Source organism: Kitasatospora sp. NPDC059673 (assembly GCF_042734215.1).
Taxonomy (GTDB): Bacteria; Actinomycetota; Actinomycetes; order Streptomycetales; family Streptomycetaceae; genus Kitasatospora.
In genome coordinates this window covers 1-15,329 of the sequence record NZ_JBHWEN010000022.1, presented here as the reverse complement: position 1 = coordinate 15,329, position 15,329 = coordinate 1, and the positions used below count along the sequence as shown (strand labels likewise).

Sequence of the window (15,329 nt, the reverse complement as noted above, 5' to 3'; positions counted from 1 at the left end):
CCCGCTCCTACTCCTGCTCGTCCAGCTCCGCCAGGAACGCCAGCGCGGCCGCCCAGGTCCGCTCGTCCGCCTCGGCGTCGTAGTCCGGCAGGTCGGCGTCGGTGTACAGGTGCCCGGCGCCCCGGTAGCGGTGCACCTCGACGTCGGCGCCGGCCCGGGTCATCTGCAGGTACCAGGTGTTCAGCCAGTCCTCGGACTCGTACGCGTCCGGCTCGGCCACGTGCAGCTGCACGGCGATGCCGGTGGCGGCGTCCTCCCGCAGGTCGGAGGTGCCGTGCAGGAGCAGCAGCCCGCGGGCCTGCTCGTCGGCCAGGGCCAGGTTCTGCGCCAGCGACCCGCCGAGCGAGAAGCCGGCGTACACCAGGCCGTGCTTCGCGGGCAGCAGCGGGGCGACGGCGGTCACGGCGCGGCGCAGCAGCTCGTCGTTGCCGACCTCGTCGCGGTACGCCATGGCCTCCTCCACCTCGTCGAAGGTGCGGCCCTGGTACAGGTCGGGGGTGTGCACGGTGTGCCCGGCGTCGCGCAGCCGGTCGGCGGCCCGGTGCACGGCGGGGCGCAGGCCGTACGCGGAGTGGAACAGGACGATCTCGGCCACGGGTGGGCTCCTCGGTGCGGGGTGCTGGACCCTCCATGATCTCCCATCCGGGAACGCACCGGGGCCCGGCCCACCAGTGGGTGGGCCGGGCCGCTCGGGCGGGCGGGTCAGTACGAGGTGCTGACGGACGCCCCGCTGAAGCCCTGCTGGGCGTACAGGCTGACGTAGTTGTACCCGGCGGGCGGGTTGGCGATGGTCAGCGTCTCACTGTTGCCGCTGCCGGTGGACTTGGCGTTGTACGAGCCGGTGGTGGCCCAGTTGCTGCCGTTGTAGTACAGGTCGGCGTTGCCGGTGCCGCCGGAGACGGTGACGGTCAGGCTGGTGGTGCCGGCCGGCACCCACAGGTAGAAGTACGCGTAGTTGTTGACGGTGGCGGCGACGTTCGAGCGGCGGCAGTTCTTGTCGAGCTGCCGGGTGTCGGAGCCGGTGCACTCGGGGGTGGTCGGCACGGTGGGGCCGCAGTTCCCGGCGTTGCAGGCCGTCAGCCAGCTGTTGAAGTCGGCGTCGTACCGGGTGCCGATGGTGGACTTCAGGATCGTCCGGGCGCCGTTCCAGTCGCCGGCGCGGTACTTGGCGAGCACCGCGTCCATGTCGCTGCGGTGCGACTGGAGCATGTAACGGACCGCCAGGTAGCCCCAGTTGTAGACCCTGGTCTGGTCGGCGTTGTCGTAGGTGGTGTCGAACAGGGTGGACAGCGCGTAGGTGTGCTGCCCGGCCTGGGTGATCGCGCCGGTGTACTCGACGCCCCGGTAGGCGTAGGAGATGTACTCGGCGAGGCCCTCGACCCACCACACGGTCGGCGTGGTCTGGCCGGCCTTGTAGTCGCCGTACATGTCGAACCGGCCGTCGAGGTAGTGGGTGTACTCGTGGTTGAGGTTCCAGATCTGGAAGGCGGGGCGGACCCACTCGGCCTCGTGGGCGATGAAGCGCGGCTGGTTGCCGGCCACGGCCGGGTCGCCCTCCAGGTACATGCCGCCGTTGTCGGTGGAGATGTCGAAGATGATGCCGGCGTACATCCGGTAGTCGCTGCTGGAGTGGAACACCACCACCTCGATGGTGGAGTTGTTGTCGTTTGCCACCGCGCCGTTGTCCCGGACCACGCCGTGGAAGTACGCGTCCTGGCCCTTCAGGCTGGTGCAGGCGGTGTTCAGCTGGTCGGCCGTCAGCGCCTGGGCGACGATCCGGATGCTGGGGCTGCACGTGTAGTTGACGGTCAGCACGGCCGCCTTCACCCGGTTCGGCAGGTCACAGGTGCCGTAGTAGGCGCAGTTCGCCTTGTCGTAGCTGTCGGTCATCTCGGCCAGGCCCACCCACAGCGAGGCGGTCCGCCCGGTGATCGCGCTCTGGTCCAGCAGGCTCTTCACCAGCGGCCGGACCTTCGCCTGCATCGCCGGGTACTGGAGGAACCGGCCGAGTTCGCGGCCCGCGTTGGAGACCAGGAAGTCGTTGGTCCCGCCGAGCAGGGCGTTGTTGCGGGTGGCGAACGACTGGAGGGTGTCCAGCACGCTCGGGTCGGCCTGGACGGCGGGCAGGAAGTCGCTGTTCTGGTGGCCGCGCCAGAGCACCGTGTACACGTTGTTGACGGCGTCGACCATGTACCAGGACGAGTCGTAGCTGCTGTTGTAGCCGTTCAGCAGCCGCTTCACCACCGACAGGTAGCGGGCGTTCTCGGCCGCGCTGTCGATCAGGGTGACGGCCTCGCGCAGCGTGGTGCCGTTGGCGTCGGTCACGTCCTGCGAGTGCGGGGCGGCGAAGAAGGCGTCCAGGCCGCCCTCGATCGCGGACTTCAGGTTGGCGCCGTACGGGCCGACCACGTCCGGGTTGTACCACTGCACGTAGTACCCGGCCCGCAGGTACAGCACGATCTGGGTGGCCGAAGTGGAGTCGTCACCCGGGTAGTTGGCGGAGACCTCGCGCAGCGCGTTGGCCGCGCTCACCATCTGCGCCTCGTTGAACGCCAGCTTCGCGTCGTTGCCCTTGAGCAGGAACAGCGAGTTGACGCAGTCCACGGTGGCGGACTTGATCTGGGCGACCAGCGCGCCGCCGGTCTTCCCGGTGAAGTCGGAGACGTTGCAACTGGCCGCCGCCGCGAGCGACTTGGCCTGCTCCGGCTCGCCGTTGACGGCGAGCGGCGGCCGCTTGCTGGCGTCCGACCGCACGTCACGGTCGGAGTCCTTGCGGCGCTCGGCCGCCTCGGTGCTGCGCGGCGCCGACTTCGACGCCTTCGCGGGCCGCTCACCGGTGGGATCGGTGGGGGTGGCCGCCCGGGCGCCCGGCACGAAGGCGGCAAGGAAGCCCAGGGTCAGGCAGAAGGACAGCAGCAGACTCCACGTTCGCGCGGGGGACGCGAACGGTATCCGGAAGGTTCGCACGTGGGGGCCTCCGGGCCGATATGACGCCGCGTGTTGGGGCGCGGCGGATGGGGGGAAAACGCCGTCGAGACCGGCTCAACAGCAGGGGGTGACATGTACAATTGCACATGTCACCTCACGCGGGAACCCCTCAGTCCCGGATCAACTGGCCCGCATAACCCCGGAGTTGACGCCTAGCCGGCCAACCGGCCCGCCAGCTCCGCCAAGTCCGCGACGAACCACAGCTGCAACCCGCGATTGCTCTCCCGCACGAAATCCCGCAGCGCGCCCGACCGCGCCACATGCGGCGCGACATCCCCCACCACCGCGAGACCCATCCGGTACTGGGCGAACTTCTGCACCACCCCGCCCGCGACCCCACTGCGCAGCCGGAAGAACTCCTCCCCGAACCGCTCCACCGGCACCGCCACCCAGGACGCCCCCTGGTAGTACGCGTTCCCCAGCAGGTCCACCGCGTCCTGCTCCCCCGCGACCGCCTCCCCCTCCGCCGCGCACACCATCACCTGGACCCCGCCCAGCTCCTGAACCACCGTCACCGCACTTCTCCCGTCAACTCCTCGATCAACCCGAGCACATCCCCCACCCGCCGCGGCGGCCCCAGCACCACGAACCGCAACCCGCTCCGCGCCTCGTCCCGCACCGCCTGCACCCACAACGGCCGTTCCTCCCCCGACGACCAGGCCGACGCCGCCGCAAGCACCGCCGTCACCAACCGATCCGCCTCCCCCCGCCCCACCCCCTCCACCTGCACCACCGCCGAAACCTCCACCCGCGAGGGCGGCCCCGCCGCCTCGGCACCCCCCGTGAACGCCTCCACCTCCGCCCGCGCGATCCGGTACTGCTTCCCGATCCGCACCGCCTTCAACTTCCCGTCCCGCACATAACCCCGGACGGTCTTCACATGCAGCCCCAGCAGCTCGGCCACATCCTCGACGGAGTAGAACTCCTGCACTGCCGTATCCTTCCCCATCATTCCCTATCACCCAACCAGTAGGGAAGGATACGGCACCATCTCTCCATCGCCCCACCTCACCGGGCCCGCCACTTGCCCCCGCCGGCCTCGGGCACACTCAAATCGCCCGGGCCGATCGCGCCCCCGGGAACGCACCAACCACGCGCTGCGCCTCCGCCGCCGCCTGCACAAACGCGCCGGCCCGGACGCCCTGCCACTGCCCCCAACCCGCACCTCACCCGGGGCCGGGCCTGCTCGAAGGGCACACCGTGCCGCCACAGCGGCGGCCCCGCCCGGCGTCACGGGCGACAAGAGCCGACACGACCCCGAACTCCGGCCACCCGCCGGCCTCTTCGGCCCACTCCTGCCGCACCGCCACCCGAAACGGCTCCCCGGATTCGCCGCCCCGTGTTCACCGTTCGGAGTCCCGCTGCATGCCACGCCAGTTGCCCCTCCATCGCCGCAGGCAACTCGGCCGCCCTTGACTCGGCGCACCCCACGGGCAGCGGGCCCGTCCCGCATCGCGGCGGCCGTCGTCACCACGTCATCGGCACTCACCCGCCCGGCTGCACGGCACCTGGCCGCCACCGAAGGCATCGCGCCCCTCCGCGACCCGAAGCGCCCCGAGGGCTCCCACCTGCCGTTCGGCCCGGCGAGCTTCGCCGCCTTCATCGACGCCGTCACGGCAGACCACTTCCGCAACGCGTGCCCGCCCACGACGCACGCGAGGCCCCGCCGCCCCTGCTGCCCAGGGATCGACGGGGCCTCTCGACTGCCGTTCAGAGCAGCGGGCCGGCCGCTCCCCCTCGGCCCGCGCCGGCAAGGCGGTTGCGGCGCCGCAGGCCGATGACGGTGGCCGCGGCCAGGAACCCGAGAACGACGACAGCGTCGCGCAGCAGGTCGCGCGGCTCGGCGGGCGCGTTGCGGTAGAGCGGCGGGGCCACCATCGCGGCCCAGGGCAGGGCGGCCAGCGCCACGCCGACGGCCCGCAGTCGGTCGGTGCCGGGGTCGGCGAGGTGCAGCAGGTACGCGACGGCCATGACGACCGCCGGCCAGGCGAGGGACGTGTCGATCGGGGTCTGCGCGATCGGCGGGAACAGGACAGCGGCGTAGTCCTCGGCCCAAACGCCGAGCCACAGGGCGGCGACACCGATCATCGGCAGGGCGACGGCCGTCGCGGCGGCCACGAGCCGGGTGCGGTCGCGCCGGGAGAGCCCGACCGCGTCGGGCGGGGCGAGAAGCACCAACGCGCCCACGACGGCCCAGACTCCGAGCAGGCTGGTGGCCCCGATGGACTCCGCGTCCGCACCGAACTGTGCGGTGACGACGGCGAGCAGGACGAGGACCCGGGCCGGGGCCCAACGGCCGAGCAGGGCACACAGCAGGGCGAGGACCAAGGGTGCGGCGTGAGCGACGTCCAGCGCCGCCGGTATGTCGTGCGTGCCGCGCGTGAGCAGCATGGTCAGCAGCTGGACCGCGCCCAGTGCGGCACCACCGGCCACCAGGAACGGCGCGGCACCGGCGAGCACCCGGCCCGCCGGGTCGCGGGAGCTGAGCCGGGCGCGCAGCCGCAGCGCGTGCGCGGCCAGGACGGCCCACTCGCGCACGGCGGTACGGCGGTCGGCATGCCGAACGGATTCGGCGAAGACGGCGACGATCTCCTCACCGTGCGCGGCCCGGTATCCGGTGGGGTACAGACGGCGCAGCAACCCGAGGAACGGACGGGTCATGCCGTCCCCCCGCCCAGCCGCAACCCGCTCAGCCGCAACCCGCCGAGGGCAAGCCGACGTTCGGCCTCGTCGGCCCCGGCGCGCAGCCGCCGTGTCTCCTCGGTCAGGGTGTGCCGGCCCTGGTCGGTCAGGGCGAAGCTGCGCCGCAGCCGCCCGTTCACGACCTCCTCGGCCTCGACCTGGATGAGCCCTTGCTGCAGCAGCCGGTCCAGCGCCGTGTAGAGGGTGCCGGTGAGCATCCTGGTCCGCCCGTCGGTGATCGCCAGGACTTCCTGGAGGATCGCGTATCCGTGCCGGGGCGCGTCGGCGAGCGCGGTGAGCACGAGCCGTGTGGGCTCAGGCAGTTGACGATCGGTCATGCGAAGACGATAGGTCAACCATTGAGATATGTCGATCATTTAGCTGTCACAGCCACCAAGGCCACCCCCGCCCGCCACTGCCCCGAACCTCACCCTCCCCACTCCGCGAAAAAACCGTTTGCATCCACCGGCCCGCTGACTAAGGTGGTCCAAGTCCGCCCGCAAGCACCCATGCGCGGGTGGCGAGACGAGTGAGGAGGTGTGGCCAGGATGGTTGCCGCCGTGACGCGGCGCGCTTTCGCCTGCGCGCCATACGCCTCTTCCCCCCGTCTTCTCCCCACCGGCTGACTGCGCGCCATACCGCGCCCCGGTGGGCCACTCCTCAGGAGCCACCGCAGTGCGCGAGCGCTTTGCCGACAGCGATTCCTTCTCCCGTATCCGCCCCAAGGGCGCTTCCCGTCGTGGCCGCAAGGCCGACCGCTTCGACGACGCCGAGCCCGAGTACCTGTACTTCCCCTCCGAGGAGTTCGACTTCGAGGAGGACCACGAGGCCCCGACCACCCCTGACGGCCCCGCCGTCGGCGACCGCTGGTCCACCTGGGACCAGTCCACCCCGACCGAGAAGGGCCCGCAGCCGCGCCCTGACTGGGTGGTCACCGAACTCGCGGCCGTAGACACCGAGTTGGGCATCGTGAAGACCGGCAAGGAGGCCGACGTCTTCCTGCTGGAGCGCGCCGTCCCCGGCACCGAGCGCCGCACCCTGATGGCGGCCAAGCGCTACCGCGATGCCCAGCACCGCATGTTCCACCGGGATTCGGGCTACCTGGAGGGCCGCCAGCACAAGGAGTCCCGGGTCAGCCGGGCGATGGCCAAGCGCACCGCGTTCGGCAAGGAGGCGATCGCCGGCCAGTGGGCGGCGGCCGAGTTCTCGGCGCTGTGCCGCCTGTGGTCGGCGGGGGTCGCCGTGCCGTACCCGGTGCAGATCACCGGCACCGAGATCCTGATGGAGTTCGTCGGCGACGAGGCGGGCACGGCCGCCCCGCGGCTGGCCCAACTGCGCGCCGAGGAGGCCGACATCGACGACCTCTGGGAGCAGCTGGGCCGCAGCCTCTCACTGCTGGCGTACGACGGCTACGCGCACGGCGACCTCTCGGCGTACAACATCCTGGTGCACCAGGGCCGCCTGGTGATCATCGACGTCCCGCAGATCGTGGACGTGGTGGCGAACCCGCGCGGCCTGTCCTTCCTGGAGCGGGACGTCCGCAATGTCGGCGCCTGGTTCGTCTCCCGGGGCCTGCCACCCGAGCGGGTGGAGGCCCTGGTGCAGTCCCTCGCCGAGGACGCCCGCCTGCGTCGCTGACCGCCCGGCGGGCTACTCACTCGGCCAGAGGATGAACCGCGGCAGTGCGATGCGCCGCGGTTCTCCGCCGTGCGCGGCCGTCGCGCCGAGCGCCCCGCGGATCTCGTACAGGTGCGCCACGGTGAGTTCCAGCGGCGCCTCGTACGGCTGGTGGGTGTACCTGATGGGGTAGTCGACGCCGGGCCGGATCGACATCTCGATGTGGCAGCCGAGCACGTGGGTGACGGGCCGCCGTTCAGCCAGGTCGATCATCCGATCGATGCTGTGGGTGAACGCGGCCCAGTCCTCGATGTAGAGGCGGCCGGGGTAGACGGTGTCGCCGGTGAGCAGGAAGCCGCTCCACGGGTCGTAGTAGGTGACCGAGGCGGCGTGGTGCCCGGGGGTGGCCAGGCACTCCAGCACCCGCCCGCCGAGGTCGATCCGGGCGACGGCCTCCGGGTCGGCGTCGAAGCCGAACCACGGCCAGGCGCTGTCCTTTCCGGCCGGCACCAGCTCCGTCCCGGGCCGGTCCGCGAACTGCCCGTCCCCGGCGACGTGGTCGCCGTGCGCATGGGTGTGCACCACCAGCAGCCGGTAGTCCTCCCGGGGGTTGCGCGCCAGCCAGCCGTCGATCAGCTCGTCCACCGTCCGCCGCAGCGGCAGGTACTCGGCTTCGGCGGTGGCCCCGGTGTCGATCAGCACGGCCCGCTCGTTGCCGAACAGCAGGTACAGGAACGGCGCCTCGTAGTTGACGGCCATGTTCTGCCGCAGGATCACGGTGTGCTCGTCGTACGCGTACACCTGCAGGTCGGGGTCGGTGTTGTGCTTGGCCGACGGCGAGCCGTGGTTCCAGCTGACGTCCAGCGGCCGCGTCTCGGGCCGCCCGGTGGTGAAGTCGATCGAGTTGCCGGTCACTGGGGCGCTCCTTCGGATCTGTCCTGCACGGCCCGTCACTTGACCGTACGTCAGTGCCAACGTTCCACTCGAACGGACGTGCCCGGGCGGCGTGTAGAGTCGCCGCGCGAAGAGGGGGCCCGGCCGACTTCCCATCGGGTGGCCCGGCAGGCCAGACTCTCTTGTTGACAGGTCGTACACCATGCTCGGGGGAAACGGGACATGTGGGGTCGGGGGACGGTACTCGGGGGCCGCTACGCCCTCACCGAGCGGCTCGGCAGTGGCGCCATGGGCGAGGTCTGGCGGGCGGACGACCACGTGCTGGGCCGTCAGGTCGCGGTGAAGATCGTGCTTCCGGCGCTGATGGAGGACGAGGTCTTCGCGGCCCGGTTCCGCCGCGAAGCGACCGTGCTGGCGGCGATGAGCCACCGCGGCGTGGTGCACATCCATGACTACGGCGAGGACGCCTCCGACCCGTCCGCGAAGATCGCGTACATCGTGATGGAACTGCTGTCCGGCCGGCCGCTGGACAAGGCCAAGGGACGCGGCAGCTTCCCGCCGGACCGGGCGCTCGACATCGCCGCACAGATGCTGGACGCCCTGCACGCCGCGCATCAACAGGGCATCGTGCACCGCGACATCAAGCCGTCCAACCTGATGATCGACCAGGACGGCCGGATCACCGTCACCGACTTCGGCATCGCCCGCACCCTGGCCGACACCCGGATCACCACCGCCCACGCGGTGGTCGGCACCGCCCTGTACATGGCCCCGGAACGCGCCGAGGGCAAGGACGCCTCGGCCGCCTCCGACCTGTACTCGGTCGGCGTGGTGCTGTACGAACTCCTGGCCGGGAAGCCGCCGTTCACCGGCGAGACCCCGCTGGAGGTGGTGCTCAAGCACGTCCGCGAACCGGCACCGGAACTGCCCGGGACGGTGCCCGCGCCGGTGCGCGCGGTGGTCGCGAAGGCCCTCGCCAAAGAACCCGGCGAACGTTACCCGGACGCCGCGGCAATGGCCCTCGCCGCCCGGCAGGCAATGTCCACCCAGGCCGGACTGGGCGCCGTCGTGGCCCTCGAACCTCCGCCCGCCGCCACCGCCCGCAAGCAGGCAGAACGCTCCGGCCGCCGACGGCTCGTCACCCTGTTCCTGCCGCTGGTGCTGGTCACCGGCGGCGGGGTGACGGCCCAGCAGCTCGAACTGCTGCCCTGGCAGCACCGCCCGGAATCCACCAACGGCGCCAACTCACCCGGCAACCAAGGAACTTCCAGCCCCATCGGATCACCCTCCGACCCCGCCCGGAACAGCCCGGAACCGCAGCAGCCCCAGTCCTCCGCCCCACCGTCCACCGACCCGAACGGCAACCCCCCGCAGCCCGGCGGCGCACCCGACCAGGGCAACGGCGGCTCCACCAACGGCGGTTCCTCGAACAACACCGGCGGCAGCACGGGCGGCTCCGGAGGCACCAACAACGGCGGCTCGAACACCGGTGGCTCGAACACCGGCGGCTCAGGCGGCAGTTCGGGCGGCGGCTCGAACAACACCGGTGGCGGCGGTTCCACCCCGGCCCAGCCCGCCCCGAACACCTCCAAACCCCCCACTACCGGCGGCGGCCCCGCCTCCGGCTGCGGCGGCAGCGGCTGGGGCCGACTGGTCAACGTCGGCACCGGCCAAGCCGCCGGCCTCGGCTCGGACGCGCTGACGGCGGGCGTTCCGGTGGTATCGGGCCGCAACACCTCCTACGGCTGGATCAAGGCCACCGACGGCTCCGGCCAGACCACCTTCACCGCCTGCAAGAGCGGCAGCGGCATCAAACTCGGCGGCCGCTACGCCGGCAACCCCAACATCGCCGAACTGGCCGACTCCAACTCCTACGGCGACCTGACCAACTGGTACGTCACCGACGCCGGTTCCGGCACCTTCCAGATCAAGTTCGGCTACGGCGTGCAGAGTTGCCTCACCGACAGCGGCACCGGCAACACCCTCGCCTTCACCAACTGCTCACCCGGCGACAAGTCCCAGCTCTTCCGCTTCTCCTGAGCCGATCCCGACCCGACTCCCGTACACCGCACCGGAGTTGTCACACCCCTGGGGAAGAGTGCCGGACATGGCCGAACAGTACGTCACCGCCTTCGCGGTGGACGCCGCGCTGCTGCTGCGCCTGCCCGGCTCGGGCGGGCCGGGGCTGCCGGGCGTCCCGCGCTGCGCGGCCCTCACCGAGCTGCTCTCCGGCCGCCTGCGCGCCGACGCGGACTCCCGCTACACCGCCCTGCTGCCGACTCTCGCGGGCACCCTCGGCACCCCCCTGGGCGAGGCCGTCCTCGCGGGCCGCCACTGGGACGAACTCGCCGACGTCTTCCGCGCCCTGCGCCTGCCCGCCCTCACCGGCCTCTGGTCCCGACGCTGGCCCTGGCCGGACGGCGCCACCGACGACCGGCCCTGGCCCTACCCCACCCTCACCCCGCACGCCGCCCTCCCCGCCGTCCTGACCGACCTCGCCGCCCTTGACCCCAAGGCCCTCCCCGACCACCCCACCGCCAACCTGGAGGACGACGACCTCGAAGACGCCGCCTGGTTCCTCACCGAACACCTCCCCACCTGGGCCTCGCACGCCCACGCCCAGTCCCTCGACCTCCTGCTGCTCCGTGACGGTGCCCGATGACCGCCGGCGCCCTGGTGGTGCGCACCGACTTCGCCGACCCAGCGGCCTGGCAGCGCCTGTGCGAGGTGTTGGCCACTCCTACCGAGGAGGGCTTCCTCCCCGCCGTCGTCCCGGTCGACGACCCCGCCTTCTCCGGCCTCCACCTCGCCGGCCTGACGGCCCACCTGCCGTCGGGCTACCACCACCCGCTGCTCGTCCTCGCCGACCGCCGAGCCCTCACGGACCCCGAACTCCCCCTCCTGGTCGCCCACTTGCGCGACCCGGCGACCCCGACCGTCCGGGTGGTGGCCACCAGACTGTGGAGCGTCGAGAACAACCTCTCCATCTCCAACCTGGACTTCGCCGACTACCTCCGCTCCACCGACCCCGACGGCGTCCACCGCGGCTTCTGACCGACCCTCACGACACCACGTCCTTCGTCGCGAACCCACGGAACGCCAGCGCCAACAGCACCACCGAGTACGACAGCGACAGCACCAACCCCTGCACCATCCCGCCCCACTCCAGCTGTGGCTGCAACGCGTCCGCCCACGCGTACTGCCAGTGCGCGGGGAACCACTCGCGCAGCGAACCGAGCGCGGTGACGGCGTCCAGCACACCCGTGATGATCGACGCGAACACCGCGCCGCCCACCGCCCCCAGCGGAGCGTCCGTCGCGGTGGAGAGCCAGAACGCCAGCGCGCCGACCACGATCTCGGCGAGGAAGACGTACAGCACGGCGAGCGCCAGGCGCGGCACCGCCTCGGTCGCGGAGAGCGTCGCCCCGGTGGGAAGCTTCAGGTCGCCCCACCCGTACGCGGCCGTACCGACCACCAGCCCGACGGCGGGCAGCAGCACGACCGCCGCGGCCGAGAACCCGATCGCCACAGTGAACTTCCGCGCCAGCAACCGTGCCCGCGGCACCGGCGCCGCCAGCAGGTACCGCAGCGAGGACCAACTCGCCTCGGACGCAACGGTGTCACCGCAGAACAGTGCCACCGGAATCACCAGCAGGAACCCGGTGCCCATGAACAGCAGCGTGGTCGCGAAGTTCACCCCGGACGCGGTGGCCAGCTCGATGAACGTGGTGCGGTTCTCCCGCCCGGGCGTCCCACCGATCTGAAAAGCCGCCAGAACGATCAACGGCAGCACCGCCAGCACCCCACCGACCACCAGGGTCCGACGCCGCCGCAACTGCCGCATCGCCTCGACCCGCAGCGGCAAGGTCCGCCCGGGCCGGTACCCGGGAGCCGCCGTGTCCGCCACCGCGCTCACCGCGCTCATGCCGCTCCTCCGATCAGGGACAGGAAGGCGTCCTCCAGCCGTCGCTGCGGGCCGATGCCCGCCACCGGTACGCCCAGACGCACCAGTTCGGCGGTCAACCGACTCACCGGCAGCCCGTCCAGCCGAACCAACAACCCGCCGTCCACCGCCTGCACCGACTCCACCCCGCCCAACGCGGCCAGCTTCTCCGCGACCGCCGCCGCCTCCCCGTACCCCTCCTCGACACTCACCAGCAACTGCTCACCCGCACCGGTGATCTCCACAGTCGGCCCGGCCACCACCAGCCGGCCGCGCTCCATCACCACCAGGTGGGTGCAGGACTGCTCGACCTCGGCGAGCAGGTGGCTGGAGACGATGACGGTCCGCCCGGCGGCGGCATAACGGACCATCACCTCCCGCATCTCACGGATCTGCGGCGGGTCGAGCCCGTTGGTCGGCTCGTCCAGGATCAGCAGATCGGGCAGGCCCAGCATGGCCTGCGCGATCGCCAGCCGCTGTCGCATGCCCTGCGAGTACGTCCGCACCGCACGCTCCAGCGCCTCGCCGAGACCGGCGATCTCCAACGCCTCCGCGAAGTGCGCGTCCTCGACCGGCCGCCCGGTGGCCGCCCAGTACGACTCCAGGTTGGCCCGCCCGCTCAGGTGCGGCAGGAAGCCCGCGCCCTCGACGAACGCCCCGACCCGGGACAGCACCGGCGCACCCGGCCGGATCGCGTGCCCGAACACCCGGATCTCGCCCTCGTCGGGGCGGATCAGACCCATCAGCATCCGCAGCGTGGTGGTCTTGCCCGCGCCGTTGGGACCGAGCAGACCGAGCACCTGCCCGGCCTCCACCCGGAACGACAACTCCCGTACCGCGTAACGGTCCACCGACCCCTTGTACTTCTTCGACAGCCCGGTGATCTGCAACGGCACCCCGGCCAGCTCCGGATCCGGCGCAGGAGTCGCCACCCGCCGCCGCCGCGCGAACACCAGCAGCGCACCGATCGCCAGCGCCACCAGTGGCAGCACCCAGGTCCGGTTCGGCACCGGCGCGGCCTCGGTGCGCAACTGCTCCACCGTCGGCACACTCAGCGGCCCGGCCACGGACAGCGTGTACGTCGCGGCCTGCGCCGGTGAGGCGTACGCCAGGTCGGTGGACGCCAGCACCAGCCGCAGCCGATGCCCGGCCGGGAACTCGTGGTCCACGGCCGGCAGCGCCACCTGCACCGTCCGCCCGCCCGCCGCGTCCGCCCCGGTCACCCGCAACGGCGCGGCCAACTGCTGCGGCAGCACCTGCTTCCCGTCCGGCGCGACGTCGTACACCTTCGCGAACAGCACCGCCTCCGGCACATCCGCCGCCACCCGCACCGCCACCGTCGGCGCACCCGTCAGGTGCAGCGCACTGCCCAGCGGCGCGGAATCGAACGACGCGAACTGGCCGGGGAAGTCGATCGACAGGCCTGCCCCCACCGAGGACAACTGGGAGAGCGCCCCGATCCCCGGCAGCGTCGAAATATTCGGCGGCGCACCACCGGGCGGGTTCGCCACCCGCTGCTCACGGCCCGTCAACTCCACACTGCGCTGCGCCGTCCCACCCAACCCGGGGTAGACATCGGCGTCCGCGCCGCGCAGCACCGCCTGGAAACCCGTCGAATCGACGCCACCGGTACGCGTCACCCGGAACGCGGGCCCGGTGGAACCGTCGGCGCCCTTCAGATAATGATCGAACCAGGCCGTCACCCGGGCGTCCGAGCGGGTACTGCTCTCCTGCCCGCCGTCATGGCCCGCACCGAACCAGTCCACCGCCACCGGCGCACCGTTCGCGGCCACCGCCTTCGCGATCCGGTCCCCCTGGTCCAGCGGGAACAACGAGTCCTGCTGGCCCTGGATCACCAGCGTCGGCACCTTGATCCGCTCTGCCACCGACGACGGGCTCGACCGCTCCAACACCCGCACCGCGTCCGCATCCGGCCGCCCGGCCGCCGCCACCCGGTTGTACATCGCACACAGCTCGTCCCGGAACCGCCCACACCCCACCGGCCCCTGCACCTGCTGCTTCGGCCCGCCCTCACCCAGCCCGGACGCCGAACCCGTGGTGAAGAAGATCCCCGCCCACAACTTCTTGAACACCCCGTCGGCGGCCGAACTCCCCTGCGCCGCCTGCGGAAACAACGCATCCGCCAGATTCCACCAGGTGATCTGCGGCGCAATCGCATCAATCCGCTTGTCGTACCCGGCCGCCAACAGCGACACCGCCCCACCGTACGACGCCCCCGTCACCCCGACCCGCGGATCGCCCTCCCCGTCCAACTGCACCTCGGGCCGCTGCGCCAACCAGTCCACCAGCCGCGACACATCCGCGACCTCACGCTCCGGCTCATTCAGCCCGATCTGCCCGGACGACTGCCCAAACCCGCGCGCCGACCACGTCAGCACCGCATACCCGGCCCGAGCCAACTCCTCGGCCCGCTGCCGCTCCCCCTCCTTCGACCCCCCGAACCCATGCGCCAACAGAACCGCCGGCCGCCGACCCGCCCCACCCGCCGAAAAGAACGAGGTATCAATCCGAACCCCGTCCGCCCCCTCCAAAAACCGATCCTCCCGATGCACCGCACCCGGCTCCCCCACCGCCGCGACCACCGCCCCACCCCCCACCAACAACCCCACCACCGCGCCCCCGGCCACCACCACCCGCCGACGCACCACCCACCCACGCCACGCCTCAGCGAACCCCATAACCGCAGATCCTAACCACGCCCCCAGTAGGCCCCACGTCAACCCACACCCCCACACACCCCCACCTCGCCTCCCCCGCCGCCCCTCCCCCCACCTGCCCTCCTCGCACCTGCCCTCCCCTTCCCCCACCTGCCTCCTCACCTCCCCCTTGCCCCCTCCCTCCTCCTCCCCTCCTCGCGGCCCCACCCTCCCCTTCCCCCGCCTGCCCCCTCGCCTCCCCCGCCACCCCATCCCCCACCTGCCTCCTCGCGGCCCCCGCCGTCCCCTCCCCCCACCTGCCTCCCCGTCTCCCCTTCCCCCAGCCCTCCTCACAGCCCTCCCTCCCCTTCGGCCCCCGCCTCCCCCTCCTCACATTCCCTGCAGGTGGGCCACGGGTGGGTGGGCGGGCAAAGGACCCCCCCCCCCCCCCCCCCCCCCCCCCCCCCCCCCCGCCCCCCCCCCCCCCCCCCCCCCCCCCCGGGGGGGGGCGGCGCGGGCGCGGGGGGCGGGGCGGGCGGGGCGGCGCG

Annotated in this window: 13 protein-coding genes; 4 read left to right on the top strand and 9 right to left on the bottom strand. The window is 72.0% G+C overall.

Features of this window, described 5'->3' with window-relative positions:
* Window positions 1-7 precede the first annotated feature (7 nt).
* The 6 genes from ACFV18_RS24120 to ACFV18_RS24095 all read right to left on the bottom strand — a co-directional run bounded on the left by ACFV18_RS24120 (window position 8) and on the right by ACFV18_RS24095 (window position 6,008).
* Window positions 8-706 (bottom strand): dienelactone hydrolase family protein, encoded by a 699-nt coding sequence (locus ACFV18_RS24120; protein ID WP_380486625.1) that lies wholly within the window; start codon window positions 704-706, stop codon window positions 8-10.
* Window positions 703-2,901: a M9 family metallopeptidase gene (locus tag ACFV18_RS24115; RefSeq protein ID WP_380486623.1), complete on the bottom strand. Its 2,199-nt coding sequence runs from the start codon at window positions 2,899-2,901 to the stop codon at window positions 703-705. The genes ACFV18_RS24120 and ACFV18_RS24115 overlap by 4 nt, the downstream gene beginning before the upstream one ends.
* Before the next feature lie 239 nt (window positions 2,902-3,140).
* Window positions 3,141-3,467, bottom strand: a complete 327-nt coding sequence (locus ACFV18_RS24110) for a DUF4180 domain-containing protein (RefSeq protein WP_380486621.1) — start codon at window positions 3,465-3,467, stop codon at window positions 3,141-3,143.
* Between the two features lie 32 nt (window positions 3,468-3,499).
* Complete coding sequence (locus ACFV18_RS24105) at window positions 3,500-3,919, bottom strand: helix-turn-helix domain-containing protein (RefSeq protein WP_380486454.1); 420 nt, start codon at window positions 3,917-3,919, stop codon at window positions 3,500-3,502.
* Between the two features lie 779 nt (window positions 3,920-4,698).
* The gene (locus ACFV18_RS24100) at window positions 4,699-5,649 is read right to left on the bottom strand and encodes a hypothetical protein (protein WP_380486452.1); all 951 of its coding nucleotides are present in this window, start codon (window positions 5,647-5,649) and stop codon (window positions 4,699-4,701) included.
* Window positions 5,646-6,008, bottom strand: coding sequence for a PadR family transcriptional regulator (locus ACFV18_RS24095; RefSeq protein ID WP_380486451.1), 363 nt, complete (start codon window positions 6,006-6,008; stop codon window positions 5,646-5,648). The genes ACFV18_RS24100 and ACFV18_RS24095 overlap by 4 nt, the downstream gene beginning before the upstream one ends.
* Before the next feature lie 337 nt (window positions 6,009-6,345).
* Between ACFV18_RS24095 and ACFV18_RS24090 the strand changes: the two genes are divergently transcribed.
* Complete coding sequence (locus ACFV18_RS24090) at window positions 6,346-7,308, top strand: serine protein kinase RIO (RefSeq protein ID WP_380486449.1); 963 nt, start codon at window positions 6,346-6,348, stop codon at window positions 7,306-7,308.
* Window positions 7,309-7,320: 12 nt separating this feature from the next.
* Here the strand turns inward: ACFV18_RS24090 and ACFV18_RS24085 are convergent, their stop codons facing one another.
* Entirely contained in the window at window positions 7,321-8,202 is an 882-nt protein-coding gene (locus ACFV18_RS24085; protein WP_380486447.1) for an MBL fold metallo-hydrolase, read from the bottom strand.
* Between the two features lie 201 nt (window positions 8,203-8,403).
* Between ACFV18_RS24085 and ACFV18_RS24080 the strand changes: the two genes are divergently transcribed.
* The 3 genes from ACFV18_RS24080 (at window position 8,404) to ACFV18_RS24070 (ending at window position 11,235) form a co-directional block, all read left to right on the top strand.
* Window positions 8,404-10,221 (top strand): protein kinase, encoded by a 1,818-nt coding sequence (locus ACFV18_RS24080; RefSeq protein WP_380486444.1) that lies wholly within the window; start codon window positions 8,404-8,406, stop codon window positions 10,219-10,221.
* 67 nt (window positions 10,222-10,288) lie between these two features.
* A complete protein-coding gene (locus ACFV18_RS24075) occupies window positions 10,289-10,843 on the top strand; it encodes a hypothetical protein (RefSeq protein ID WP_380486443.1) in 555 nt (184 codons plus the stop codon).
* Complete coding sequence (locus tag ACFV18_RS24070; RefSeq protein ID WP_380486441.1) at window positions 10,840-11,235, top strand: DUF6924 domain-containing protein; 396 nt, start codon at window positions 10,840-10,842, stop codon at window positions 11,233-11,235. Before ACFV18_RS24075 ends, ACFV18_RS24070 begins: the two co-directional genes overlap by 4 nt.
* A gap of 7 nt (window positions 11,236-11,242) precedes the next feature.
* Here the strand turns inward: ACFV18_RS24070 and ACFV18_RS24065 are convergent, their stop codons facing one another.
* On the bottom strand, window positions 11,243-12,106 hold the full coding sequence (locus ACFV18_RS24065; RefSeq protein WP_380486439.1) for an ABC transporter permease: 864 nt from the start codon (window positions 12,104-12,106) through the stop codon (window positions 11,243-11,245).
* Window positions 12,103-14,823 carry an alpha/beta fold hydrolase gene (locus ACFV18_RS24060; RefSeq protein ID WP_380486620.1) on the bottom strand — a complete coding sequence of 907 codons (2,721 nt, stop codon included), beginning with the start codon at window positions 14,821-14,823 and terminating at the stop codon, window positions 12,103-12,105. The genes ACFV18_RS24065 and ACFV18_RS24060 overlap by 4 nt, the downstream gene beginning before the upstream one ends.
* Window positions 14,824-15,329: the final 506 nt, after the last annotated feature.